27 protein-coding genes are annotated in these 26,372 nt (G+C 42.9%); 19 read left to right on the top strand and 8 right to left on the bottom strand.

The features are described 5' to 3' along the window. The first annotated feature begins 12 nt into the window (after window positions 1-12). Entirely contained in the window at window positions 13-1,425 is a 1,413-nt protein-coding gene (gene pyk / locus D1614_RS13740; protein ID WP_119438525.1) for a pyruvate kinase, read from the top strand. An 82-nt stretch (window positions 1,426-1,507) separates the two neighbouring features. Here the strand turns inward: pyk and D1614_RS13735 are convergent, their stop codons facing one another. Then, on the bottom strand, window positions 1,508-1,978 hold the full coding sequence (locus D1614_RS13735) for a hypothetical protein (protein WP_119438524.1): 471 nt from the start codon (window positions 1,976-1,978) through the stop codon (window positions 1,508-1,510). Between the two features lie 267 nt (window positions 1,979-2,245). Here D1614_RS13735 and D1614_RS13730 point away from each other — a divergent pair, with 267 nt between their 5' ends. Further along, window positions 2,246-2,770 carry a nitroreductase family protein gene (locus D1614_RS13730; protein ID WP_119438523.1) on the top strand — a complete coding sequence of 175 codons (525 nt, stop codon included), beginning with the start codon at window positions 2,246-2,248 and terminating at the stop codon, window positions 2,768-2,770. On the opposite strand, the gene D1614_RS13725 is transcribed toward D1614_RS13730, so the two are convergent. From D1614_RS13725 to D1614_RS13715, 3 genes are all read right to left on the bottom strand, one after another. Then, window positions 2,763-3,908 carry a pyridoxal phosphate-dependent aminotransferase gene (locus D1614_RS13725; protein ID WP_119438522.1) on the bottom strand — a complete coding sequence of 382 codons (1,146 nt, stop codon included), beginning with the start codon at window positions 3,906-3,908 and terminating at the stop codon, window positions 2,763-2,765. The two genes, D1614_RS13730 and D1614_RS13725, sit on opposite strands and share 8 nt — an antisense overlap. A gap of 259 nt (window positions 3,909-4,167) precedes the next feature. After that, window positions 4,168-5,100, bottom strand: coding sequence for an SIS domain-containing protein (locus tag D1614_RS13720; RefSeq protein ID WP_147384219.1), 933 nt, complete (start codon window positions 5,098-5,100; stop codon window positions 4,168-4,170). Window positions 5,101-5,184: 84 nt separating this feature from the next. After that, complete coding sequence (locus tag D1614_RS13715) at window positions 5,185-6,066, bottom strand: fructosamine kinase family protein (protein WP_119438520.1); 882 nt, start codon at window positions 6,064-6,066, stop codon at window positions 5,185-5,187. Window positions 6,067-6,258: 192 nt separating this feature from the next. Here D1614_RS13715 and D1614_RS13710 point away from each other — a divergent pair, with 192 nt between their 5' ends. Continuing rightward, window positions 6,259-8,286 carry an ATP-binding protein gene (locus D1614_RS13710; protein ID WP_162304502.1) on the top strand — a complete coding sequence of 676 codons (2,028 nt, stop codon included), beginning with the start codon at window positions 6,259-6,261 and terminating at the stop codon, window positions 8,284-8,286. A gap of 15 nt (window positions 8,287-8,301) precedes the next feature. Here D1614_RS13710 and ftsY read toward each other — a convergent pair whose 3' ends face one another. The 4 genes from ftsY to rpmB all read right to left on the bottom strand — a co-directional run bounded on the left by ftsY (window position 8,302) and on the right by rpmB (window position 10,044). Further along, a complete protein-coding gene (gene ftsY, locus D1614_RS13705; protein ID WP_119438518.1) occupies window positions 8,302-9,252 on the bottom strand; it encodes a signal recognition particle-docking protein FtsY in 951 nt (316 codons plus the stop codon). Between the two features lie 188 nt (window positions 9,253-9,440). Then, the gene (locus tag D1614_RS13700) at window positions 9,441-9,593 is read right to left on the bottom strand and encodes a DUF4295 domain-containing protein (protein WP_119438517.1); all 153 of its coding nucleotides are present in this window, start codon (window positions 9,591-9,593) and stop codon (window positions 9,441-9,443) included. Between the two features lie 8 nt (window positions 9,594-9,601). Further along, window positions 9,602-9,790 carry a 50S ribosomal protein L33 gene (rpmG, locus tag D1614_RS13695; RefSeq protein ID WP_119438516.1) on the bottom strand — a complete coding sequence of 63 codons (189 nt, stop codon included), beginning with the start codon at window positions 9,788-9,790 and terminating at the stop codon, window positions 9,602-9,604. A gap of 11 nt (window positions 9,791-9,801) precedes the next feature. After that, entirely contained in the window at window positions 9,802-10,044 is a 243-nt protein-coding gene (gene rpmB / locus D1614_RS13690) for a 50S ribosomal protein L28 (RefSeq protein ID WP_119438515.1), read from the bottom strand. Window positions 10,045-10,512: 468 nt separating this feature from the next. Here rpmB and D1614_RS13685 point away from each other — a divergent pair, with 468 nt between their 5' ends. The 16 genes from D1614_RS13685 to wecB all read left to right on the top strand — a co-directional run bounded on the left by D1614_RS13685 (window position 10,513) and on the right by wecB (window position 26,269). Next, a complete protein-coding gene (locus D1614_RS13685; protein ID WP_119438514.1) occupies window positions 10,513-11,166 on the top strand; it encodes a peroxiredoxin in 654 nt (217 codons plus the stop codon). Window positions 11,167-11,343: 177 nt separating this feature from the next. Continuing rightward, window positions 11,344-11,868, top strand: a complete 525-nt coding sequence (locus tag D1614_RS13680; RefSeq protein WP_119438513.1) for a UpxY family transcription antiterminator — start codon at window positions 11,344-11,346, stop codon at window positions 11,866-11,868. Window positions 11,869-12,007: 139 nt separating this feature from the next. After that, a complete protein-coding gene (locus D1614_RS13675) occupies window positions 12,008-12,805 on the top strand; it encodes a hypothetical protein (protein ID WP_119438512.1) in 798 nt (265 codons plus the stop codon). Window positions 12,806-13,070: 265 nt separating this feature from the next. Then, window positions 13,071-13,598: an ArsR family transcriptional regulator gene (locus D1614_RS13670; RefSeq protein ID WP_119438511.1), complete on the top strand. Its 528-nt coding sequence runs from the start codon at window positions 13,071-13,073 to the stop codon at window positions 13,596-13,598. A 20-nt stretch (window positions 13,599-13,618) separates the two neighbouring features. Continuing rightward, window positions 13,619-14,017: a BT0820 family HAD-type phosphatase gene (locus D1614_RS13665; protein ID WP_241558110.1), complete on the top strand. Its 399-nt coding sequence runs from the start codon at window positions 13,619-13,621 to the stop codon at window positions 14,015-14,017. Window positions 14,018-14,111: 94 nt separating this feature from the next. Continuing rightward, entirely contained in the window at window positions 14,112-14,912 is an 801-nt protein-coding gene (locus tag D1614_RS13660) for a polysaccharide biosynthesis/export family protein (RefSeq protein ID WP_119438510.1), read from the top strand. A 210-nt stretch (window positions 14,913-15,122) separates the two neighbouring features. Next, the gene (locus D1614_RS13655; protein WP_119438509.1) at window positions 15,123-17,480 is read left to right on the top strand and encodes a GumC family protein; all 2,358 of its coding nucleotides are present in this window, start codon (window positions 15,123-15,125) and stop codon (window positions 17,478-17,480) included. Window positions 17,481-17,723: 243 nt separating this feature from the next. Further along, window positions 17,724-19,142, top strand: coding sequence for a UDP-glucose 6-dehydrogenase (locus D1614_RS13650; protein ID WP_119438508.1), 1,419 nt, complete (start codon window positions 17,724-17,726; stop codon window positions 19,140-19,142). A 125-nt stretch (window positions 19,143-19,267) separates the two neighbouring features. Next, window positions 19,268-21,073 (top strand): SLC13 family permease, encoded by a 1,806-nt coding sequence (locus D1614_RS13645; RefSeq protein ID WP_119438507.1) that lies wholly within the window; start codon window positions 19,268-19,270, stop codon window positions 21,071-21,073. A gap of 233 nt (window positions 21,074-21,306) precedes the next feature. Next, window positions 21,307-21,537, top strand: coding sequence for a hypothetical protein (locus tag D1614_RS13640; RefSeq protein ID WP_119438506.1), 231 nt, complete (start codon window positions 21,307-21,309; stop codon window positions 21,535-21,537). Further along, on the top strand, window positions 21,527-21,793 hold the full coding sequence (locus tag D1614_RS13635; RefSeq protein WP_119438505.1) for a type II toxin-antitoxin system RelE family toxin: 267 nt from the start codon (window positions 21,527-21,529) through the stop codon (window positions 21,791-21,793). Before D1614_RS13640 ends, D1614_RS13635 begins: the two co-directional genes overlap by 11 nt. A gap of 353 nt (window positions 21,794-22,146) precedes the next feature. Further along, window positions 22,147-22,371, top strand: coding sequence for a hypothetical protein (locus D1614_RS13630; RefSeq protein WP_119438504.1), 225 nt, complete (start codon window positions 22,147-22,149; stop codon window positions 22,369-22,371). After that, window positions 22,368-22,628: a Txe/YoeB family addiction module toxin gene (locus D1614_RS13625; protein WP_119438503.1), complete on the top strand. Its 261-nt coding sequence runs from the start codon at window positions 22,368-22,370 to the stop codon at window positions 22,626-22,628. Before D1614_RS13630 ends, D1614_RS13625 begins: the two co-directional genes overlap by 4 nt. 479 nt (window positions 22,629-23,107) lie before the next feature. Continuing rightward, on the top strand, window positions 23,108-24,310 hold the full coding sequence (gene wecC / locus D1614_RS13620) for a UDP-N-acetyl-D-mannosamine dehydrogenase (RefSeq protein WP_119438502.1): 1,203 nt from the start codon (window positions 23,108-23,110) through the stop codon (window positions 24,308-24,310). 96 nt (window positions 24,311-24,406) lie between these two features. Continuing rightward, window positions 24,407-24,781, top strand: a complete 375-nt coding sequence (locus D1614_RS13615; protein WP_206610023.1) for a GIY-YIG nuclease family protein — start codon at window positions 24,407-24,409, stop codon at window positions 24,779-24,781. A 168-nt stretch (window positions 24,782-24,949) separates the two neighbouring features. After that, on the top strand, window positions 24,950-26,269 hold the full coding sequence (gene wecB, locus D1614_RS13610; protein ID WP_119438501.1) for a non-hydrolyzing UDP-N-acetylglucosamine 2-epimerase: 1,320 nt from the start codon (window positions 24,950-24,952) through the stop codon (window positions 26,267-26,269). The last annotated feature ends 103 nt before the right edge of the window (window positions 26,270-26,372 follow it).

Raw genomic sequence — 26,372 nt, 5'->3', positions numbered from 1 at the left:
AATTTCGAAGATATGAGAGAGACAAAAATTGTAGCAACAATATCGGATCAGAGATGTGAAGTTGATTTTATCAAGTCGTTACATGAAGCCGGTATGAATGTGGCAAGATTGAATACTGCCCACATTACTACTGAGACCGCCAGAAAAGTGGTGAACAACATTCGGAGTGTTTCGGATAAAATTGCGATTATCATCGATACCAAAGGTCCGGAAATAAGAACCTGCAGTATTCAAAATGATCTGGAAGTAAATGAAGGAGAAGAAATTGCCTTTTCATTCTCACCTATCAATACCATCAAAAATGTTTGCGTTAACTACGAAGGTTTTGTTGACAACCTGAATGTGGGTGACAAGATTTTGATCGACGACGGAGACATTGCCGTTACTGTAAAAGAAAAACGAATTGATTATTTGCTTTGCAAGGTAGAGAACAAGGGGATAATCAAAAAGAAGAAAAGCGTTAATGTTCCGGGGGTTGAAATCAAATTGCCTTCGTTGTCGACCCGTGATGTGGAATTTATCCATTTCGCCATCGAAGAAGACGTTGATTTTATTGCCCACTCTTTTGTGCGCCACAAAGAAGATGTAAAGGAAGTTCAGAAAATTCTGGATGAACACAACAGCCTGATCAAGATTATTGCCAAAATCGAGAACATGGAAGGCGTCGATAACATCGACGAAATTCTGGAATATGCGTATGGAATTATGGTTGCCCGTGGCGACTTGGGAATTGAGCTGCCCGAAGAACGCCTCCCGGCCATTCAGCGCAACCTCGTTCGCAAAGCAATTCTGTATAAAAAACCGGTAATTATCGCCACACAAATGCTTCACTCGATGATTGATCATCCACGTCCGACCAGGGCCGAGGTAAGTGATGTTGCCAGCGCTATTTACATGGGAACGGATGCCATTATGCTGAGTGGAGAAACCGCTTACGGAAAATACCCGATCGAGGCAGTAAAAGTGATGAATAACATTGCAGAAAAGGTAGAACCGGATCGTGACAAGCGTGAATTACTGGTTCCCTTAAAACCGGATATCCCTGCATACCTGGCACAATCAGCTATTCGTGCAGCCCGCGAATTAAAACCCGATGCCATTGTGACCACTACCACCACCGGAAAAACAGGACGTTACCTGGCAGCACACCGTTCATTCTTCCCGGTATTTGTGAAATGCCACTCACACCGGGTAGTTCGGGAGTTGGCTTTGTCATTCGGAATTCATGCTTCTTTCCTTGAGGCCAAAAAGAACAAGATGAAGATACAAAAGGCCGCCATTCAGCAACTGCTAAACGAAGGCACCGTTCAAATGGACGATCTCATCATATACGTAGGAGGTCGTTTTGGAGAAGATGCGGGGGCTTCCTTTATCGAGATATCAACAGCTGACAAACTTTTTCTGAAACCGGTTGAACAACGTTAAAAAGCAAACGTAACTACATAAAAAAACCGCGGTATACCGCGGTTTTTTTGTTCCCTTAAACTTTACTTATTACTACTGTTTATTAATTTAAAAGGTGAGTGTAGCCTTTATTAATAAGGTCGGGCAAATAACTTGCGATCAATCCCAACGCAGTTTCATCGTCTACTTTTGCCGGAGTTAAAATCTCCTGGCGAGCCAATTCCTGCTGATTGATAACTGCTCTGTTAATTTTCTTTGGAACAGCACACCAGGCTCCTTTGGCTGCCTTGGCACCAAAGCCTGTTGGTGTTGAGCTGTAGCAAACTGCAAAATATTCAGACTGAACAAGGTATTCCGTTCCGTCTATTGTTTTTCTTTTCACCACAGTTACCGGAGTTTCGTTTTTACTGTAACTCAACTGCCACACTGCTTTTACCTGTTTTCCCATGTGAAGGTCCTGAACAAGGTTGATTTCGTACTCTGTGAATGCCGAACGGTTACCGGTTGCATTCGCCAAATTTGCACTCAAAAAAAACACAAGGATAAATGCTGCTAGATAGCTAATTCTTTTCATGACTTTAAGTTTTAAATTGAACAATCGTTTCTGTTTTCGTTTAATTTGTATGCAAATGACGTATAAATTACGCGTCCGTTACAACATTTACTCCTGCTTTATAACATGTTCTGTTCTTGGCTAATAATCAAAAAATGAGAAACTTATTTTGGCAAATCAAAGACGGGTAATAATTGACAGAAAATTTCATTTTTTTGAAAAAGAATTGAAACAAAGTGATTTTTTTACTTACGATTTTTGAAAGATGAAAAACGCTAAATTTACACGATGACACTACCTGATATTATCAAAAAACGCTTTTCCGTACGAAAATTCAAAGGCCAACCTGTAGAAAAGCAAAAGCTTATACAGATTCTTGAAGCCGGTCGTATGGCGCCATCGGCCGTAAATTACCAGCCGTGGCATTTTATTGTGGTTGAACAGGAAAAGCTCGCAGAACTCTGCACCACCTATTCCGCCCAATGGTTGCAACAGGCCCCTTTGGCCATTGTGATATGCTCAGATCATTCGCAATCGTGGAAACGGGGATCAGACGGTAAAGACTCTGCCGATATTGATGCTGCCATCGCCATTGATCATATGACTTTAATGGCCACATTTCTGGGACTTGGAACGTGCTGGGTATGCAATTTCAATGCAAACCGCTGTTCTGAAATACTTAAACTTCCCAGAAATATTGAGCCAGTGGCACTGCTGCCCTTCGGGTATCCGGATATTAGCGCTCCGAATAAACAAAGAAAAAGCCTGGATGAAATCGTTCATTACAACGAGTTCGGACAAAAGCTTAGCTAAAGTTTTCCTTTAAATACGTTGCGAGTCTGTTCATTCCTTCCTCAATGTTTTCGATTGAATTGGCATACGAGAAACGAATAAAACCTTCGCCGTTTGCTCCAAAATCAATTCCGGGAGTCACACCCAGATGAGCTTTCTCCAGTATATCAAAAGCCAGTTTGTAGCTATCAGTGGAAAGGTGTCGTACATTGACAAACACATAAAAAGCTCCGGTTGGCTCCACTTTTATGGAAAACCCCATTTCTGTCAAACGTTTTATCAGGTATTGGCGGCGTTTGTCGTAGGTTTGCCTCATGTGTTCAATATCTTCCCCGGCGGAACGCAAAGCTTCAATTCCCGCCCGTTGAACCGTAGAACCGGCACAAATAAAAAGGTTCTGCTGCAACTTTTGCATGCACCGCACATATTCAGCCGGAGCAATTACATAGCCCAACCTTAGCCCGGTCATAGCATATCGCTTGGAAAAGCCACTCAAAACAAAAGCGTTTTTGGTGAACTCCAGAATCGAATGGGCATTCTCGTTGTAAACCAGCCCGTGGTAAATCTCATCGGATAAAACAGGAATGTTAAATGCGGCTATCTCTTGCATTACTTCAACCGACAAAAGATTACCGGTAGGATTCATCGGACTGTTTATTACAATCGCCCTGGTTCTGTTTGTGATTCTTTTGGCAATTTCAGCTGGACGGTATTGAAAACCGTCTTCTTCAAAAACAGGAACTGCCACTGGCTTCGCATCAATAAAACGAATAAAATTGCTGTAGCAGGAATACCCGGGATCTGAAATAATCACTTCGTCACCGGCATTGCACAAAACGCCCAATGTCAACAATATGGCAGGAGAAGATCCGGAGGTAACCAGAATCTGATCCGGCGAAACCTCGACATTGTATTCCTGTTTGTATTTTAAAGCAATGGCAGAACGAAGCTCCGGGTCGCCCAAACTGTGGGTGTAGTGCGTGCGGCCCTCGGCATATGCCTTTTGAACAGCGGCCGACACACACGAAGGAACAGCAAAATCAGGCTCCCCCACCTCCATGTGAATCACATGGATACCTTTTTGTTCCATCAAAGCTGCTTTCTCCAGCACTTCCATCACAATAAAAGGGGTAATTTCTCCGGCTTTTTGAGCAATCATTCAAACGATTTTTGGTTTTCCAGCAAAGCGAACGTAAGATTTATCCGGCAAACTCGTTGAAAACAGGTCATCCTTTTAAGTGAAAAGCCACCTGTTTTCATCCGAATCTACAGTGTTATAAATCTTTATTATTTCTGATTTGTAAGTTAGTTCTTTCAGATAAAAAATGAACCACCATGCATAGAAATACGCAGGTTTTAATGCAAAAAGTCCGAATAATTGAATTAGCTCGATGACAATGAAAGTACACAAATGTAGGTTACTGCCTGTCTTTTGAGGGAAGATCAACAATCGTTACTTTTTTCCCAACCTCAAAAATCGACTTAACTTTCAATTTATCCAGCAAGTATTCAGCGGCAAAGAAAAAGATTAGCGGGTAAGTAAGCGGACTGTAAACTGCATCTACCTTGGCATCCTTTAACTCAAACACCTCCCCTCCTGCTTTTTCAATGGTTTTCAAAAGCTGCCGGGTCCTGCTCTTTTCCGGCCCTTTGTGGTTGATGGCAATCACCAAAGTATTCTTGGAGGTCTCTTTGTATCCGTGATCGTAATTGGAAGCCGAAATTGATTGTACCGGTTTCTTTAAAACCTCACTTAAAATCATGGCAGCCAGATCGGCAGTTGCAATGTTGGGCCCGTTGCCCAAAATATAAATACTCTTTTTGTACCAGCCTTTTATTCTGCGGCGTATCAATTCGCCCAGTTCGGCACCGGTTTCTTCAAAATACGAAAGTTCCTTTTTATATACCTGAATAACCTCTCGCGGATCAAAACCAAAACCCAGGTATAAAACCAAGAGAGTATTTAAGTAGGTTTTGGAAGGAATACGTTTTTCGATGCCGGAATGTAGCAGAATTTGATTTTTGCAATTGAGATGCGCCGCCAGTTTACTTTCTTCACTGTTTACAACCGCAGTAAACGACGAAAAATAATCGGCACACCAAAGTGTCTCAGAACTTTCTCCCGACTGGGAAATTAAAACGCCATTGGATAGTGTCCGGTTTTTAACCAGGTAATTAAAATAATCGGAAGCCCTTTCCGGAAACAGATCGATTCCGAGATACCTGAATGTTTTGGATGCAATGTACGAAGCGCCCATGCCAATATAGGGAACACCTTCCGGAAGTATTATCCCCTTATTTTTCTGATAGCAAAGCTCCGAACAGTAAGGAATTTCGTATAATTCATTCAACACCATTTTGTTTTCTGTACATTGTTTATCTTCAATATACAAAAAAGACCCCTAATACTATATCATTTACGCTGTTTTAACAAACTACAAATAACTTCGGGCTACCGACAAAGCCTGAGACCCATAGCCACCTCCAAATAAATAATAATGATTCAGAATATGGTACAGTTGATAAAGCCGGTTTCTTGCCCGCCAATCTTTTTGCAGAGGGTAGACATCGTTGTAGGCGTCAAAGAAACGCTGCGAAAAGCCACCAAACATGGTAATGATGGCAAATTCCATTTCCCGATCGGCATAATACACAGCCGGGTCGATAAGCGCCGGTCCCCCCGGGGTAATCATGTAGTTTCCTGACCATAAATCGCCGTGAATCAGCGAAGGCTGCGCATCCGGAGGAAGTAACTCAGGAATTCGCTCCATCAGTTTTTCATAGGTTGATTTTTCACCCGGAGTTAGCCCGCGTTCGCTTTCTATCAGCTTCAGCAGAAAGCCTATCCTTTGATCCCGGAAAAATTCAATCCAGCTGCTGTTCCATCCATTATCCTGCGGTGTGGCTCCGCAGTAGTTGTTATGATCAAAGCCAAAGCGTTTGTTTTGAAAACGGTGAATATGCGCCAATCCCCGCCCAAGCATTTCATCCGTATTTTTCCCCGGATTTCCGGTGGGTAAATACTCCTGCACCAGAAATCCGGGCGTTTCATTCTCTTCCTTACAGCAAATAACCGCCGGTACCAGCAGGTGAGCATCAGTGGCTTTTGCAAGCTCCTGCATTCCCTCGGCTTCCCGCTCAAACATATCAGCTGCACAATTGGCATTCGATTTCAAAAAAAACGCTCCCACATTGGTTTGCAACTTTGAAGCATTATTGATACACCCTCCGCCCAAATTTTTCGACGAAAGAATTTGCACTTTTTTATTCAATGCCCGTGACATAATACTTTCTATATCTCTCCAAAACAGATTCATCTTATTCTTTGAATTGTGATTCAATACCTAAAATAATACCATTTAAACGGGGCTTGCAAAAGAAGATTCAACTTAATGGCTTGAATTATGATTTCTGACTACTAAAAAAACTAAATCTTTTTTTTAGATTTGTTAAAAGCGACCAAAAAGATGCAAACCTTGACCAAGACTCTTTTAGTTCTACTTTGTTTTATGCATTTAAGTGCTTTCTCCCAATACAAAGTAATGATCAGCGATAATTATCCCCCATACAGTTTTAAAGATTCAGAAAATGAAATCACCGGTTTTAATGTTGATATAATTAAGGCCATCAGCACTCTTTATGATATAGATATTGAACTTGAAACCGGTACCTGGGACCAAATAAATCAGAAACTGAAGAACAACGAAATACAGGCGATCGGAGGAGCCAATTATCCCGGCTATCCCGACAGCGAATATCTTTATACACGCTCCATCGTCAATACGTCTCACTGTTTTCTTTACAACCACAATTTTGTAAAAAAAATTACACCTGAGTTTATTCGCACAGCGCATAAACCGCTTATAAGTCTGTATAAAAACGATGTTTTGGTGCATTACATTCTTTCGTTAAATCCCGATGCCGAATTCTTGTACGTAAACAATTACAGCAACCTGATCAGTAGTCTCGACCGCCCGGATGTAACCTGTGCCATTTCCAAAAGAGCCAGGGGCTTGTATTTTGCTGATTTAATGGGGAAAGATTACATCTACAACACTTCTCATGTTTTACTGGAACAAAGTATCGGTTTCAAAGTAAACCGTTCGGCCCCGGAGTTGGCCGACATGTTGGACAACGGCCTTGAAGTTATTATGGCAAACGGTGAATACAATCGTATTTACGACAAATGGATCGCTCCGTATTACCAGGAAAGAAACGAATGGGCAACTTATCTGAGGTACATCATCTTTGTGGGCATCCTGGCTACGCTGAGCATTTTTCTTCTAATGGCAGCCAACCGGTTATTGCAGATGAGAGTGAAAAAAAAGACACAGGATTTGCAACAACAACTGGAACTCAACTCACACATATTATCAGAACTAAAAGAGCAAAAGCAAAAGGCGGTTGAGAGCGAAAAAATGAAATCGGCCTTCTTAGCCAACATGAGCCACGAAATCAGAACTCCCATGAACGGTATTCTTGGTTTTGCTGAACTACTGAAAGAACATGCTCAAAACAATGAAGAACAGCTCCAGTTTATTGATATAATCAGGCAAAGTGGGGAGCGCATGCTAACAACCATCAACAACATCATTGAAATATCGAAAATTGAAGCAGGCGTAGAAAAAGTAAAGATTGAGAGCATTGATTTTCGAAAAATGATCAGAGAATGGGAACGTTTTTTTACCATCGAAGCTCGGCGAAAAGGCCTTGTGCTGCTTTTCCTGGACAAAAATCCGGAAAGTGACAGTTACTTCTGTACCGACGAACAAAAGCTGAATTCGATTGGCATGAACCTGATCAAGAACGCCATCAAATTTACCAGGGCCGGGCAAGTAACCGTTGAATACGAGTTTAAATCGAACAAGCTTCATTTATCGGTGACTGACACAGGTATCGGTATCCCGGAAGAAAAGCAAAACGATGTGTTTGGACAATTTATCCAGGCCGATCCCTCGCATTCCAGCGGCTACGAAGGTTCCGGATTAGGGCTTTCCATTTCAAAAGGATATGTAAAACTACTGGAAGGTTCTATCAGCTTGCAATCGACTCCCGGAGTAGGCAGTACTTTTGGGGTGGTTCTTCCCAACCTGAACAATCTGCATGACTGTGAAAAGAAACTTTCAACCAGCCGTCTTTTAAACAATACGGTTTTAAACAACCTCCGGATATTGATTGCCGAAGATGACGATATTTCCTACCGTCTTCTGGTGCATGTGCTTCAGGATATTGCGGCCAGCATAAAGAGAGCTAAAAACGGAGAAGAGATCGTACAAATGATTAAACAGGAGCCGGATACCGATCTTATTCTAATGGATATGAAAATGCCTGAAATGAGTGGAAAAACGGCCACTCAGACCATTCGCACTTTCAATTCTAAAGTCTGCATCATCGGGCAAACAGCAGAATCGCTGGAAAGCAACCAGTTTGCATTCTTAAAAGCCGGATGCAATGCATGCATCGAAAAACCGATAAACCGGAATAAACTTCTTCAAACCATCCAGACATGTATGGCATCTGCTGAAGAGTTGGCATAGATTGGACGTAGGATCTTACGAAAAAAGCGAATCAACAAATTCCCGGCGACGGAAGATTTGCAGATGCTCTAGTTTTTCACCAATCCCAATGTATTTTACAGGAATTTTAAATTGATCGGAAATACCGATCACCACTCCCCCTTTGGCTGTTCCATCGAGTTTTGTAAGTGCCAGCGCACTCACCTCTGTTGCTTTTGTAAATTGCTTGGCCTGCTCAAAAGCATTTTGCCCTGTTGAACCGTCCAATACAAGCAATACCTCCTGCGGGGCATCCGGAACAATTTTTTGCATCACTTTTTTGATCTTCGACAGCTCGTTCATCAAGCCAATTTTGTTGTGCAAACGTCCGGCGGTATCAATAATCACCACATCGGCGTTACTCGCCACAGCCGACGATAAAGTATCGTATGCCACGGAGGCAGGATCGGATCCCATTTTTTGCTTCACAATGGGTACATCTACTCGTTGCGCCCAAATTTCAAGCTGGTCGATGGCGGCAGCCCTGAATGTATCAGCCGCACCCAATACAACCGATTTACCGGCTTGCTTGAAATTATAGGCCAGTTTGCCAATGGTAGTGGTTTTGCCTACTCCGTTAACACCAACCACCATAATTACGTAGGGTGTATCAGATTTGGGAAGATCGAAGTCGGTAATATCTGCCGAATTGTTTTCCTCCAACAAGGCGGCAATCTCTTCTTTCAAAATGCCGTTTAACTCGCCAATACCCATATATTTATCACGCGAAACACGTTCTTCAATACGACCGATAATTTTAAGCGTGGTATCAACACCCACATCCGAAGTAATCAACACTTCTTCCAGATTATCCAGCACTTCGTCGTCAACCCTTGATTTACCAACAACGGCTCGACTTAATTTTTTGAATACGCTTTCTTTGGTTTTAGAAAGTCCTTCATCCAGACTCTCCTTCTTCTCTCTGCTAAAAATGCCAAATAAGCCCATTTTTTTAATTTGATTTGCAGGCTAAAGTAATACAATTATTTTGATTGTTCCCGGTTCTGACGAAGCTCGCCTCAAATTCTTAACAGGGAAAACAACAGGCTCGTAAATTCCTGTTTTTACAAGCACTAACAATGCACAAAAAAAGCTTTCATAAATATGAAAGCTTTCCTGTTATACAGTATATTTTCTTATTTTTTAAAATAAGTTTTAACGTCGTCGTTCGGAACAATTTCTTCCTTAAAAGTGTAGGCACCGGTTTTTTCCGATTTTACCATTTTAATCACTTTTGAATAGCCTTTACCGGCACCTTTCTGTAATGTTGCAACTGCTTTCTTTGCCATGTTTCAACTTATTTAATTTCTTTGTGAACCGTTACTTTTTTCAGAATCGGATTGTATTTTTTCATTTCCATACGATCCGGAGTATTTTTTCTGTTTTTAGTAGTAATATACCTTGATGTTCCTGGCATACCACTGTCTTTGTGCTCTGTACATTCCAGGATTACCTGGATCCTGTTGCCTTTACTTTTTTTTGCCATCGCTCAGATCTTTAAATGTTATCGATAAAACCTTTTCCCTGTGCTTCGGCCAAAGCGGTCTTCAAACCCTTTTTATTAATGGTGCGCATGCCGGCAGCAGAAACAGTAAGTTGTACCCAACGATCTTCGTCAGGCAAATAATACTTCTTTTTGAACAGGTTAACGTCGAAGCGTCTTTTTGTTCTTCTTTTAGAGTGCGAAACATTGTTTCCCACCATTGCTCTCTTCCCTGTTATTTGACAAACTCGTGACATTTTATTTTAATTTCTTGATGATCAAAACTAACACGTTACTCAAAACGGAGTGCAAAGAAAATACTTTTTTGGAAAACAATCAAATAGTTACACCAATTTTTGTAAAAACAATTAACAAAAAAATGTTGATTATTGTCCCCCTGGTCGGTGCGAATCTAAAAATTCACACAAAAACCCGTATTCAAGGTTGACTTTTCAACAATTATTTTCAACTAAAGATCATATCCGGAAATCATATTTTACTGAATAACAGGCGAAAGTAATCATTTTATAAATACCTCCTTCTCACAAATTCCAAACATCCTTCCTTTTACCACATCGGCCTTTTGTTCAATTCTGCACAAAACAATAGATTTTTCCAAAGAAACATCAAGAATTACAATGAAATAGACACAACCTTTATCAAGCGAATGTTCTTTTAATATTGTAAATTTGTTTGGTACACTTAAAATAAAAATTTAAAAAATCATGGAAGAACAAAACGTAAGCTCAATGCCAAGAATTGGCGACATGGCTCCCGATTTTAAAGCCAATACCACCTATGGTCCCATTCAATTTTCGGAATACATTAAAGACAGCTGGACCATCCTTTTTTCACACCCGGCAGATTTCACCCCGGTTTGCACCACCGAAATGAGTGGTTTTGCGGTTCGTGGAGACGAATTCAGAGCATTGAATTGTAAACTCATCGGTTTAAGTATCGACAGTATTCATGCACACGTGGCGTGGGTTAATAATGTTAAGAAGAACACCGGCGTTCTTTTCGACTTCCCCATTATTGCCGACATCGACATGAAAGTATCTCAGTTGTATGGCATGCTGCAACCCAACGAAAGTGAAACAGCTGCCGTACGCGCCGTATTCTTTATCGATCCTAAAGGCAAAATTCGCCTGATTATGTACTACCCGCTGAATGTGGGCCGTAACATGGATGAAATCCTTAGGGTGTTGAAAGCACTTCAGGTTTCCGACAAATACAGCGTGGCACTTCCGCTAAACTGGACACCGGGCGAAAAAGTGATTGTTCCGCCACCAAAAACAGTGGCAGAAATGGAAGAGCGCGAAAAGAGCGACTACGAAATGGTTGACTTTTACCTTGCCAGAAAAGATCTCGACGTTTAATTACGATACAAAAAAATGCCTTGCTTTTGCAGGGCATTTTTCGTTACTCCCCGGCCGCTTTGCATTTTCGATCCTTCAGGCTTTTTTCACTACCTGCCATTGAAGTTTTTCCGTATTCTTATTTGAAAAAGCAATCAGATTTAACTTACTTGCACGCTCTTACGAAGGCACAAAAATATGATACAGAAGGATCCCGAAATAAAAAGATGGTACGCCATTTACACCCGTTCGCGTGCCGAGAAAAAAGCACACGACGATCTTCTCCGGCAGGGCATCGAAAGCTTTCTGCCGCTGCAACGCAAACTCAGGCAATGGAAAGACCGCAAAAAATGGGTGGAACTCCCGCTCATGTCAGGCTATTGTTTTGTTAATATCACCCGGCACGATTACGACCGCGTACTGCGAACCAACAATGTTGTTTGCTACATTACGTTCGAAGGATCAGCTGCAGAAATCAGGAAAGAACAAATTGCGGCACTGAAAAAGATGTTGGAGCAAAACGAATTTGAAGTAGAAATTAACCACGAAACGTTTAGCCCCGGCAAAAAAGTGGAAATCATCCAGGGACCGTTGGTGGGCTTACGAGGCGAACTGGCCGACATCAGGGGTAAGCACAGGTTTTTACTTCAAATCGAGCAGATCGAACAAAGTTTTACGGTTGAAGTTCCGTCAGAATACCTGAGTGCAATCCCCGAAAACTAAAAAGAGCTTATTCCGGCGAGTGTAAAAACAACAAACGATAAATTTACCTTACCTCCGAACTATCAATCCACTAAAACAAGACAATAACACAAATAAATATTTTGTTTTGTTGAATGTTAAAATGTAAAATCCGAACCAGGTGAAAAAAATAAACATTGTCACTTTTCTTCTACTGACTTATTCAATTGCTTTTGCTCAAAATCCAACTTCAGGAATTGTAATCGGAACCAAAGTTGGGGCTTCCAAAATGATTACGGAGATCACCCCCGATTTCAAAGAGCACCTCACCGAATTTGACCACAAACCGGGACTTGCCATTGATCTGGAAATTTCAAAACTGCTACTGAACCACTGGGAAATTGGGACAAACATCTTTCTTACCAATCTTCGGGGAGAAAACGACAATCCTGATTTTACTGCCGAAGGATTTCACTACAAAATGAAAGACCCGATCGACGATCCGGTAGAATACACCAACCGGCTAATGGGGCAAAAATTTTTCGTAGGCTATTATTTCCGGTCGTTTGAAAACATCAATGCTCTCTTTACTCCCGAACCTTTTCTTCGTGCCGGCATCGGATACCTCCAATACGGTGTTGAATTAAAATACCAGGACCCGGAATTGGGGTCCATCTTTGGAAAAGGCACAGGAGATTTTACCAACTTCTCAACATCGTCCATGCTGTTTTTTCTTTCTGCAGGGGTAAAAAGCTACCTCTCCCCCAACTTCTTTATCAATACAACACTCAGCTGCAACTATACCAATTACGATTTTCTGGACGGTGTATACAACTATTACAACGATGGTACGCGCGCCGATCTCAGAGGAATTTATACCGAATTCAAACTCGGATTCTACTTTCAAACAAACGGCAGCGGAAAAAGCCGCCGACACGGAAAAGGAAGCAGTGCAGATCCCCTGCCATTTTCACGTTGATTGATCCTTTTTCCAAGTCCGCATCAGCAAAAACCTTAAAATCTGATTCACAAATTCCGATTTTAAGGTTTTTCTTCAAAGCTAAATACTACTGCCCGTTTTATTACGTATTATTGTCGGTCGAAAACAAGAATGAGTATTTTTGCTACTCAAAAAACTAACGTCCACTCATGCATTTTAATGTAACTGAGGAGGCGAAGCTGTAAGAAGCAACGTCACTCCAGCCAAGCACAGAAACACCATTTTCTTACCTCATTACAACAACATGCTTCAAACAATTATTACCAGCAAAACACGCATAAAGCTTTTGTTAAAATTCTTTCTAAACAAGGATACCAAAAGTTACCTGCGCAACCTGGAATCAGAGTTTGGTGAGTCGACCAACGCCATTCGAATTGAATTAAATCGTTTGGAATCAGCTGGATTACTGACATCTGAACTTTTGGGGAACAAAAAATTTTTCCAGGCCAATACGCGTCATCCGCTGTTTGCTGATATTCACAACATTTTAAGAAAGACAATTGGCATCGACCAGATTATTGAGCATATTACCTCTAAAATTGGCGACCTGAAAGAAACCTACCTCATTGGCGACCTGGCAGTGGGACGCGATTCGAGTGTAGTAGACCTTTTATTGATAGGAAAAGAGATCAACCAAACCTATGTTTCGGAGTTAATACAAAAAGCCGAAAAATACGTTGATCGAAAGATCCGGTATTTAATTATACTCCCCGAGGAAAAAGAAGCGTTTTTAAAATCCAATTCTTCTTTTTTAATTTGGACAAAAGAGTAAACAAGTAAAAAGCTGTTATCGTGAAAAAATCAATGATAATTGCCGTGGATTTTGACGGCACCATTGTAGAACACAAATATCCGCAAATAGGAAAAGAACTTCCTTTTGCCTTTGATACGCTGAAAGCGCTTCAACGAAAGGGCCACAAGTTGATTCTCTGGACTTACCGGACCGGGAAGGAACTTGATGATGCAGTTGAACTTTGCCGGGGAAAAGGCCTGGAGTTTTATGCCATAAACCGTAATTACCCGGAAGAAAAATTAACCGAAAACATTGGCCGGAAGATTTTGGCCGATCTTTACATCGACGACCGAAATTTTGGCGGAATGCCACAATGGACAGATATTTTCCAGACACTGCACCCGGAAGAAACTTTTAGTACTCATAAATATTCAAAAAAAAAATGGTGGAAAATATAGCAAATGGGAACCCGGGAATAATGGACGCCGGAAGTTTACCCAACAACTTAATTTTCAGCTTTAATCATACATTCAAATCCAATTATTTATCACGATGAGAACATTAAGAATAAAAAAGATCATTCTTCTTGCTGCAATCGCACTGTCATTATCGCTCTTTTCGTGTCGAAGCAGCAAAGAACTGATGTACATGAAAGATGTGCACAACAACCAGCTGATAAAAGCACTGGCCGACACTGCCACCGAATACATCATTGAACCGGGAGACATTCTGTATGTCAGCATCAAATCAATGAATGCCGAAGTAAACGCTCTTTTCAATCCGGAATCAAACATGGAAATGCAGAGTTCCAACTCGTACCAGAAGTATACAACTCCGCAAGGAGCTTATTTGTACGGATTTGAAGTAAACGACTTGGGGAACTTAACCTTGCCCATTATTGGCGCAATACCCGTTTCCGGCCACCCCAACTCAAGAATTGAAAAAATTGTTCAACAATACGCCGATAAATACCTAAAAGAAGCCATTGTGAAAGTAAAGCTTCTGAATTACAAGGTGACAATAATGGGCGAAGTAAAAAGTCCCGGAGTTTACTACAACTACAACAACAACTTCACCATTTTGGAAGCACTGGCCATGGCCAATGGCAATACCGACTATGCCAACATCACCAACATAATGGTGATCAGGCCCCAACCCGACGGGCAAAAAGCGATGATACTGGATATGTCGACTTCCAATTCATGGGCTCAAAAAGGCTTTTATCTTCATCCCAACGATTACATTTTTGTGGAACCCGATAAGCACAAAAATTTCCAGCTCAACGCACAAGCCTACTCCATGATCATTTCCTCAGCCAGTTTATTGCTGGCCGTAATCGGATTATTGAGGTAATATTTTGCAATTGCCCAAACGCTGAAACAGTACAAAATAACACTTGCACTTGCAAGAGTAAAAATGTTTTTTTTATCCAAAACATGATTCATATCCAACAAGGTTGATATTCGAACAAAAAACACTTGTTTTGAATCGATAAATCGATAATGACAGGAAGCCCTACAAAAATTAAATGGGTACCACATCTTCTAATAAAAACAAAACCATATGTCAGATAACACTTTAAACACCCAATCACTGACTTCCATTCAGGAGGACGAGATTGACATAAAACGATTGATTTTTCTTGTATTGGGAAAATGGTACTGGCTGGCCATTTGCCTTTTTTTAGGCTTAGCCGGTGCTTATTTCTATGTAAAATATACACCTAAAAAATTCCAGGTCGACACCAGCTTGCTGGTTACCAACGAACAAAAAGGGCTGGATGTGCAAAACATGTTCATGGAAAGCATGATGGGGGGTACCAATAAAGTTATGCTTCAGAATGAAATTGAGTTTCTTCATTCTTATACATTGACCAATCAAGCCATCAACAATCTTAACTGGCAAACGTTTTGGCAACAAAAAAACGTGTTTGTATGGAATGGCATTTACCTGAACGATCCTTATATGCTGAATAAGGCAGAAGGAGCATTGAATCCCGAAGGTGTTTCGATATTTATTACTCCCCTGTCATCAACTCAGTTTCGTGTCGAAGCTGACGATGAATTGCTTATTGAAAACCAACCGGTGAAAATTAAGTTCAATGAAGTTGCCGACTACAACAAGCCTTTCAAAAATGAATATTTTGGATTTACCCTGCACCCAAAGGAAAATCCGGAGAACCTGATCGGGAAGGAATATAAATTCAGTTTTATCGATAAAAACAAGCTTACACTTTCCTACTTAAAGAAAGTAAATGCCAATTTCAGTAAAGACAGCGAAGTAATCAAACTAAGCCTGGAGAGTACAGAACCCCTGCGCGATATTCATTACCTGAATGAGCTAGTACGGGTATACCTGGAACAAAAGCTGGAACTGAAAACCCAAACGCAAAAGCGTTCACTTGACTTTATCGACAGTCAGTTGTCGGGTATCTCAAGCGATCTGAACAAGGCAGAAAATACCTTTACCGAATTCCGTTCAAGAAACCAGATCATCGACCTGAGCAGCCAGGGAAGCCTGATCATGGAGCAGCTCAAGGAAATCGAAAAAGAAAAATCGCAGTTGCAAATGCAGCTGGAATATTTCAAAAGTCTTCAGCGCTACCTGGGCAATATTCAAAGTGCCGACCAGCTAATCGCTCCATCGGTGGTAGGCATTACAGATGCCTCCCTAAATTCGCTTGTAATCAAGCTCAGCGACCTCTACAGCCGCCGGAAAATAATGGAGTTTAGCGCACGCCAAAACAATCCTACGCTAATTCTTATGAACCAGGAAATTGAACAGATCACGGTACAGTTGCGCGAGATACTGGTGAACCTGGTCCAAAACACCGAAGTGTCGGTAAAAGCACTTAACGACCGGTATAACCGCATCAACAAGCAGCTCAACAACATGCCTGAACAGGAACAACAACTGATCAACATTCAGCGGCAGTACGACCTCACCAACGAGATCTACACCTTTCTGCTGCAACGCCGGGCCGAACTCGAAATCTCGCTGGCAGCAGCAGTGGTTGATATTCACATTATTGATCCGGCCCGTTACGAACGCTTGGTTCCAATAAACAAAAGCACGCTGCTTATTCTGCTCATTGGGGCCTTCCTAGGATTATTGATCCCCGCACTTATCATTCTGATTCAAGATTTCTTTGACAACAGCATCCAACTTCAGGAAGACGTTGAAAAATTAACCCCGCTTTCTATTTTAGGAAATGTCTTTCACAGTAAAAACAATTCAGAACTGGTGGTAATCAAGGACCCCGCAGCAGCAATTACGGAATCGTACCGAACCATTCGTACCAATCTGCAATATAAATTTACAAGTCCTAATCAAAAAATCATTGGACTGCATTCCGTACAACCATCCGAAGGAAAAACCTTTACCTCCATTAACCTGGCCAGCATCCTGGCCATGAACGATAAAAAAACCGTGCTGATTGGTGCAGACATGCGAAAACCAAGACTGCATCGTATTTTCAATTTAAATAATAAGAGCGGGCTTAGTACTTATCTCACAGGTCAAAACGAGATCAATGAGATCATTCGCCCATCTCAAATCGAACACCTGAGTGTAATTACCTCCGGCCCCATCCCTCCCAACCCGGCCGAATTGCTGGAGCGCGAAGCTTTTAAAAAATTACTCGATACATTAAAAAGCCAATTCGACTATATCATTATTGATAATGCTCCGGTATCGCGGGTAACTGATGGATTAATAACCAGTAAATCTTCGGAGCTCAACTTATTTGTACTCCGCTATAAAGTCAGCAAAAAAGACCAGCTAAAATTTATCAACGAAATCGCGGGCAAAGGGGGAATGAACAATCCTGCACTCATTATCAACGATGTAAAAATAAGCCGGTTGAGCTATGGATACTCCTATTCTTACAAACATGCATACGGGAAAGGATATTCTGATTAATGTTTAAGGAGAAAGAGAACACCCGTGATTTTATCCGGAGGATCATCCCGTTTAAGAAGATTGAATACATGCTGTCAACATGATAAATTTTCATAGAAAGAATTCATATAAATTCGCATTTTTACAGCTGGAAACAAGAACGGGACCGGATGAACACTTCCCAAAGAGGCATTTATCAGCCAACGGAGGTGATAATTCATCCGGCAAATACGAATAAACAAGAACGATAATACTTATAAACAGATGAAGCATACCATAAAAACCATCACCTGTATTGGCGCCGGATACGTTGGCGGGCCAACCATGGCCGTTATTGCCCAAAAGTGCCCGGAAATAAAAGTAAATGTGGTAGACATTAATCCCCAGCGAATTGCCGAATGGAACGACACCGATCTCGACAAGCTTCCCATTTACGAGCCGGGATTAAAGGAGGTGGTAAAAGAGGCACGCGGCCGCAACCTGTTTTTTTCCACCGAAGTGGAAGCCTGTATCCGCGAAGCTGAAATGATTTTCATCTCGGTGAACACTCCCACCAAAACCTACGGAGTTGGAAAAGGCATGGCTGCCGATCTGAAATACGTGGAACTTTCGGCCCGGCAAATAGCACGCATCGCCCCCGAGGGAAAGATTGTAGTAGAGAAATCAACCCTGCCCGTTCGTACCGCACAGTCCATTAAAACCATATTGGAGGCCGAAGGAAACGGCAATAAATTCCAGGTGCTTTCCAACCCTGAATTTCTGGCCGAAGGAACAGCTATCACCGACCTGCACAACCCCGATCGCATCCTTATCGGAGGAGATCAGGACGAAGACGGGCTCGCAGCCATCCAGGCCTTGGTGGATATTTATGCACATTGGGTGCCACGCGAGCAGATCATCACCACGCGGCTATGGTCTTCCGAATTATCCAAGCTCACCGCCAATGCATTCCTGGCACAACGTATTTCGTCCATCAATGCCATTTCGGCCTTGTGCGAAAGAACCGGTGCCGATGTCGACGAGATTGCACATGCCATAGGCGCCGACACTCGAATCGGACCTAAATTTCTGCGCTCATCCGTTGGCTTTGGCGGAAGTTGCTTTCAAAAAGACATTCTGAACCTGGTGTACCTCTGCCGGCATTTTAACCTGCCCGAAGTAGCCGATTACTGGGAAGGGGTGGTGAAAATGAACGACTACCAGAAACACCGCTTTGCCAAACAGATCATCGACAGTCTTTTTAACACGGTATCCGGAAAGAAAATTGCTTTCCTGGGCTGGGCTTTTAAAAAAGACACCAACGATACCCGCGAGTCAGCGGCCATTTATGTGGCCAAAGAATTGCTCGACGACCTGGCCGAGATCCACATATACGATCCCAAAGTAAAAAAAGAACAGATATTCAGGGACCTGGAGTATGTTTATTCACAGGATCCAACTCAATCCTTCGATCCATCAGTCCTTCAGTCGCTGATCACGATTCACGAGGAGCCTTACCAGGCATTGGAGAATGCACATGCAATTGCCATTCTCACTGAATGGGACGAGTTTAAAACCTACGACTGGCAAAAAATACATACCCGCATGTTAAAACCAGCCTTTGTTTTCGATGGCCGGAACATTCTGGACGCATCCGAAATGAAAAAGACCGGTTTTGAATACAGGGGAATCGGGAAAGGGTAAGTTAGCTGCAAGCTACTAGCTTCAAGCCGCAAGCTTCGAGAATCCAGCATCAAGTATCCAGTATCGAGTATCCATAATCGAATAACTGAAAACTGAGACTGAGACTGTAAACTAAAAATCCAGCTTTGAACATCGACATCCTGATAGCAATAATTGTAATCGTCTACATCCTGGCAGCATTCCTTTTTCAATGGCTGCGCCCGGGGCTGATTCTTTTTAGTGCTGCCGTTATATTTCTGGCCACCGGAATCATATCGGCACAGGAGATGATCCGTGGATTTTCCAATCCCGGCGTTCTCACCATCGGTGTGCTTTTCCTGGTAAACGAAGGAATCAAACAATCAGGGCTGATTACACGGCTGGCACAGGCCTATCTTCCGCGCAAAAAAAGCAGGATGACCTTTATGCTCCCCCGGATCATGGTGCCGGTTTCCTTTTTATCGGCCTTTTTAAACAACCTGCCCATTGTGGTTAACACCACTCCCATCCTGTTAAAATGGGCTAAAATGATGAACATTCCCTACAAGAAACTGCTCATTCCGCTGGCCTATGCCGCTATTTTCGGGGGTATGTGTACACTCATCGGCACCTCTTCCAACCTGGTGGTGCACGGTTTGATGATCGAAAACGGCTACAAGGGCTTTCATCTTTTTGAACTGGCAAAACTCGGGCTGATCATCGCCGCCTTTGGTTTTATTTACATGTCGGTGCTGGGTAACCGCCTGCTCCCCGGGCAACGGGTGCTTGCCAAAGCCAAAAAGAAAGCTGGCGTAAAAGACTATTATTACAACGTTCTGCTTAACGATGACAGTCATTTTATAGGTGAAACCATCAACAACGGCATGCTGAACAGTTTAAACGGACTGGAAGTTTACTCGGTTGAACGCGATGGAAAAATCATTCGCCCCGGACACGGACAGCTAACATTGCTTCCGGGTGATGAGTTGCTGTTGACCGGCAATTCCGACCGTTTGAACTACATCCTCACCCACAAGGAGATCCGCTTAAAAGGAGTCGACTTTCTGAAAGACACCGACCCCAACGAACTAAAAAATTACGAGGTAGTGCTGGCGCCGCGCTTCCCCGGGCTGGGGATGACACTGACTGAGTTCAACTTTTTTGAACACTTTAACGCAGCAGTGCTGGCCGTGCACCGAAACGGAGAACGCATTACCGCCAACCTCAACAAGCTCGAATTAAGAGTGGGCGACAACCTGGTATTGCTCGCCACCGACCATTTTGAGAAAAACTGGGGCAGCCGTTCCATGTTCTACCTGGTCAATTACATGCAGGACATGCCTGTTGAAAAAACCAGCCGCAAACGTTGGATCGCGCTCTTCATTCTGCTCACCATGGTGGCCGGTATCCTTATCAACGAGATGGTAAGCTGGGGCTTTGGCGTTCGGCTCAACATTTTTGTAATGGTAGCAGTAGCTGCCATGCTGCTTGTCTGGACCCGGATATTGCCCGCACAGAACTATACCAAAAACATTACCTGGGACCTGCTTATCGCCATTGCATCGGCTTTTGCCGTGAGCGCTGCCATACAAAATACCGGTATTGCGCAGGCGCTGGCACGCGAGTTCATCGAAACCGTACGCTCGCTCGGCCCCTGGGGGGTACTCGCCCTACTCTACCTGTTTACAACTGTTTTTACAGAAATAATATCCAACAATGCAGCCGTGGCACTGGTGTTCCCGGTGGCTATTGTTGCTGCCCAGATGTTGAACGTAGACCCGAAACCCTTTTTTGTGGCCATTGCCATTGCCGGAGCCTCCAGCTTTATGACAGCCCGTGGTTACCGTGCCAACCTGATCATCAAATCCATTGGCCACTATTCCGCCAACGACTTTGTCCGGATTGGCCTCCCGCTGCAGGTAATGGTCTTTATCCTCAGCGTACTGCTGATCCCTTACATCTGGAGTTTTTAGAAGAAAGCCACGAGCCACGAGCTCTGCGCTTAGCGGATCACAGCCGCTTAGCGCATAAACAGGCAGAAAGCACAACGCAAAGAGCATGGAGCAAAGAGCAAAAAAAAAGTAATGAGTAATTAGTACAGAGTAGTGAGCCGCGAGCTGCGAGTATCAAATAACGAGAATCCAGCATCAAAGATCAAGTATCCGGCATAAAGGTCATTTTCGTATATTTGTAAAAAGAATAAATCATGGATTCCATCATCATACATCCGAGAGATAAAAAAGAATTTCTTTTTTTCGTAGAACTGGCACAACGACTGGGCCTCGAGATCAATACCACCAGCGACGTCATCGACGCTCAGTTACTGGCAGATATGGAAGCAAACAAAAAAACCGGATATGTTGCTAAAGAAAAAGTTTTAAGCACGATCCAAAATATTCTTAACGAGCAGAAAACAGACTATAAAAATGAGGATTAGCTTTCTCAGCGGTTTTGAAAAAGACCTGGCTCGAAGTAAAGATCATGCACTGGCTAAAATTGTCTTTCAGTGTATTCAACAATTTGAACAAGCCGATACCCTCGATGAAATACCTAACGTCAAAAAACTAAAAGGCCACCCTACTGCGTATCGTTACCGAAAAGGAAAATACCGGATAGGTTTCTTTTTTGAAAATGATACAATAATTTTCGCAGCATTTGCACCACGAAGTAAAATATACAGTAAGTTCCCTTAAACGGCAGTTTCTTGAAATTAATCCCGATCCGTCAGCAGACAAGCATTGGGGAATCAAGCATCAAGCCACAAGCTTTGCGCTTAGCGGATCACAGCCGCTTAGCGCATAAACAGGCAGAAAGCACAACGCAAAGAGCGAAGAGTAAAGAGCATGGAACAGAGAGCAAAAAAACAAATAGTGCGTAGTGAGTACAGAGTATCAAGCATCCAGTATCGAGAATCAAGTATCGAGAATTCAGTATCAAATACAAAATCATCGAACATTAACACAGCTACACAGCAACACGGCAACACAGTAATCCCTGCCAACAAAAACTTTAGTATCTTTGTTTTAAACAGCATAAAATCATAAAGATGGAAACAACAATAAAAATAAATACCGATTCAATTACTCCGGAATTTATTGAAGGCATAAAGAAGTTATTTCCTCACAAAACCGTTGAAATAAATATACGATGCGCCGATTCCACCGAATACATCCTGAGTAATCCGGAATATGCCCGCGAACTGCAGGAAAGAATTGAAAGATATGAAACAAAAAAGAAGGTCATTTCTTTAAAAGAAGACGACCTGGTATGAAAACGATTGAATTTGTACCCGAAGCATTTGCCGAATATCAGAAATGGATTGAAACCGACCGCCGTGTTGCGCTTCGAATAGGAGATTTAATACGCGATATTCTTCGCCAGCCATTTAGCGGATTAGGTAAACCCGAAGCCTTAAAACATCAGTTTAAAGGGTATTGGAGCAGAAGAATCGACCGCGAACATCGGCTTATATACAAAATAACCCAAAATTCAGTAGTAATCATTTCATGCTTTTCGCACTATCAATAATGACAGAACAACAGCTGCCAGCCACGAGTATCAAGTATCCAATCCATCAATCCATCAGTCCTTCAGTCATTAGTCATTGGTCATTGGATATTCAAGCATTTTCGCATTAACAGCTTCAAGCCACTAGCTGCCAGCCACGAGTATCAAGTATCCAATCCATCAATCCATCAGTCCTTCAGTCATTAGTCATTGGTCATTGGATATTCAAGCATTTTCGCATTAACAGCTTCAAGCCACTAGCTGCGAGCCACGAGTATCAAGAATCGAGTATCAAGAATCGAGTATCAAGCATCCAGTATCGAGAATCCAATCCTTCAATCCCTCAGTCCTTCAGTCATTGGTCATTGATTATTGGATATTAAAACACGCATTAACAGCCACAAGCCGCAAGCTTCAAGCTACGAGCTCTGCGCTTAGCAAATACTCAGGCATTACAACAGAATACTCAAAAATCAAGTCAAAAAAATAAACCATAAATAATGCAAGTACAATTTATTGGCTTAGGCTATATCGGATTGCCAACAGCAGCAGTCGTTGCACAAAAAGGAATCCATGTACACGGTGTGGATGTTAACCCCAAAGTGGCTGAAACCATTAATCAAGGGAAAATTCACATCATCGAACCAGGCTTGGAAGAAGTCGTCAAAGAAGGGGTTGAAAAGGGTTTCTTCAAAGCCTCAACAACACCGGTCGAAGCTGACGTTCATTTGGTGGTCGTCCCCACTCCTTTCAAAGGAAACCATGAACCCGATATTTCCTTCGTAGAAAGTGCCACCATGGCGGTGTTACCTTTTTTGAAGGAAGGTGATACTTATATCATCGAGTCCACATCCCCCGTAGGGACCACCGAAAAAATGGCAGATCTGATTTTTCAGAAACGCCCGGAGTTAAAATACAAAATATACATTGCATATTGCCCCGAGCGCGTATTACCCGGAAATGTGTTGTATGAATTGGTGCATAACGACAGGGTGATTGGAGGAATCGACAATGCTTCCACCGAAAAAGCCAAAGCGTTTTACCGCACCTTCGTACAAGGTGAATTACACAGTACCAACGCGCGAACTGCCGAAATGTGCAAGCTCACCGAAAATTCCTCGCGTGACGCTCAGATCGCTTTTGCCAACGAATTGTCGTTTATCTGCGATAAGGCAGGAATCAACGTTTGGGAACTCATTGAACTGGCCAACAAGCACCCCCGTGTTAACATCCTTCAACCCGGTGCCGGAGTTGGAGGTCATTGTATCGCTGTAGATCCTTATTTCATTGTTTCGGATTACCCGCGCGAATCACGGCTTATCAATACCGCACGCGAGATAAATAATTACAAGGCTTTCTGGTGTGCCGAAAAAACAAAAACAGCGATGCTGGAATTTGAGCTAAAAAACGGACGGAAACCCACGACTGCCATTATGGGTCTCGCCTTTAAACCCAACATAGATGACCTGCGCGAAAGTCCCGCCAAATACATTGCCCAGAAGGTAATGCAAAGCGAACAAAACAACTTCCTGGTGGTTGAGCCCAATATCGAAGAACATTCGGTATTTAAACTTACCAACTACCGCGAAGCCTACGAGAAAGCAGACATTATCGCCTTTTTGGTGGCTCATAATGAATTCAAAACACTGGAATACAATAACGACAAAATAATCCTCGACTTCGCCGGAGTCTTCAAACGATAAGACCACGAGGGATCCGTGCAACCAAACCAGGTTAAGAAGTAGGAAAGTCCCTATTCTAAACAATGTTTAGTGCACGACTTTGCGAGGGAGTGAGACATGAACGACCGCGGCAAACTCCATTCCCCAGCAGAGAAACTTTTAAAACAAGCCACTCGGCAGCCTTACTACCTCAGCAGAGGACTACTTATGACTGCCTGGACCTACATAACAACAAATAAACACAACAAAGTTCTCTATACCGGAGTAACAAGTGAGCTAAAAGAACGCATCAAGAGCCACAAGGATAAAAAATACCCTAACGCTTTTACAGCACGATACCATGCCGACAAACTCGTTTGGTTCCAGAAATTCGATAGTATTATAGACGCTAGAGAAAGAGAGAAGCAAATCAAGGCAGGCTCCAGAGCTAAAAAGATAAAACTCATCGAAGAGATGAATCCTGAATGGAAAGACCTCTTTGAAACATTGTAAGGTGCTGGGGGGTGAGACCGCTTCGGTCGTGCCTCCCTCGCGGAACCTTACTACAAATAAAGTTAAGAAATAGGAAAGTCCCTACACCTAACAACGTTTATAGTACGACTTCCCGAGGAGCGCAGCGACGAAGGGAACTCATTACCTCAGCAAAAAACAATTAATAAAATGACAAATACAATAACAAAAAAACGCGTCCTTCTGGTCTTCGGCACGCGCCCTGAAGCCATAAAAATGGCGCCACTCGTCAAAGAATTTGAGAAGCATCCTGAGCAATTTGAAACCCTGGTGTGTGTTACCGGGCAACACCGCGAAATGCTCGACCAGGTGTTGCAGTTATTTGAGATCAAGCCACAATACGACTTGAACATTATGAAAGCCGGTCAGGATCTCTATGATGTAACCTCCCGGGTATTACTAGGAATGCGCGATGTATTAAAAGAAGCACAGCCAGACCTGGTACTGGTTCATGGCGATACAGCTACTTCAACAACGGCTGCACTGGCTGCTTTCTACCAACAAATACCGGTAGGCCATATCGAGGCAGGATTACGGACACATAACATCTACAGCCCCTGGCCAGAGGAGATGAACCGACAACTCACCAGTCGTTTGGCGAGCTATCACTTCTCCCCCACACCACTCAGCAAGCAAAACCTGCTGAATGAAGGAGTAAGTGAAGACAAAATTCACATCACCGGCAACACCGTGATCGATGCGCTTTACTGGGTCATCAACAAAATGAAAACCGACCACAACATCAACGAAACAATAACAAAAGCACTTGTTGACGTTGGACTTCCTTTAGATAAATTAAATTCATGGCACGACCTCGCGAGAAGCGATGAAGGAGCGACGAAGCGACCTCATGCCGATATGCAGAACTCAGCGAGCGAAGCGACGCTGCCTCTCCGCACACCCCGAAAGCTTGTTTTGATCACCGGCCACCGACGTGAAAATTTCGGACAAGGTTTTATCAATATGTGCGAAGCCATCAAAGAACTGGCAGAACAACACCCTGATGTCGACTTCGTCTACCCCATGCACCTCAACCCCAATGTCCGCAACGCCATCTCAAACGTATTCGGCAACCACGTCATTGCGAGGAGCGACGAAGGAGCGACGAAGCAACCTCTTGACTCACACTCCGGCTATCTTGAGAACACCTACTTCATCGAGCCCCTCGACTATCTTCCCTTTGTTCACCTGATGTCCAAAGCCTACCTGGTACTCACCGACTCGGGCGGCATCCAGGAAGAAGCGCCCGGCCTCGGCAAACCCGTACTGGTCATGCGCGACACCACCGAACGCCCCGAAGCCGTTCAAGCCGGAACCGTAAAACTGGTCGGAACCGATAAAGAAGTGATTATTCGTGAAGTATCTGCATTAATCAGCGAGCCAAAGGCATACGAGGCCATGTCGAAAGCGAATAATCCTTATGGGGATGGGATGGCTTGTAAGCGGATTGTAGAAGAATTGAAAAAGTAATTCGTGCTTATTCGTGATTTCCCTGTAGGGATGGAAAGGATGTGAGAAAATAGTGGTAGCATTATTAGATATAGAACTAAGGTATCTAAATCAACAACCGACA

Origin of the sequence: Maribellus luteus, assembly GCF_003576475.1 — a bacterium.
GTDB classification, from domain to species: Bacteria; Bacteroidota; Bacteroidia; order Bacteroidales; family Prolixibacteraceae; genus Draconibacterium; species Draconibacterium luteum.
This window is presented reverse-complemented; position numbering and strand designations above follow the sequence as displayed.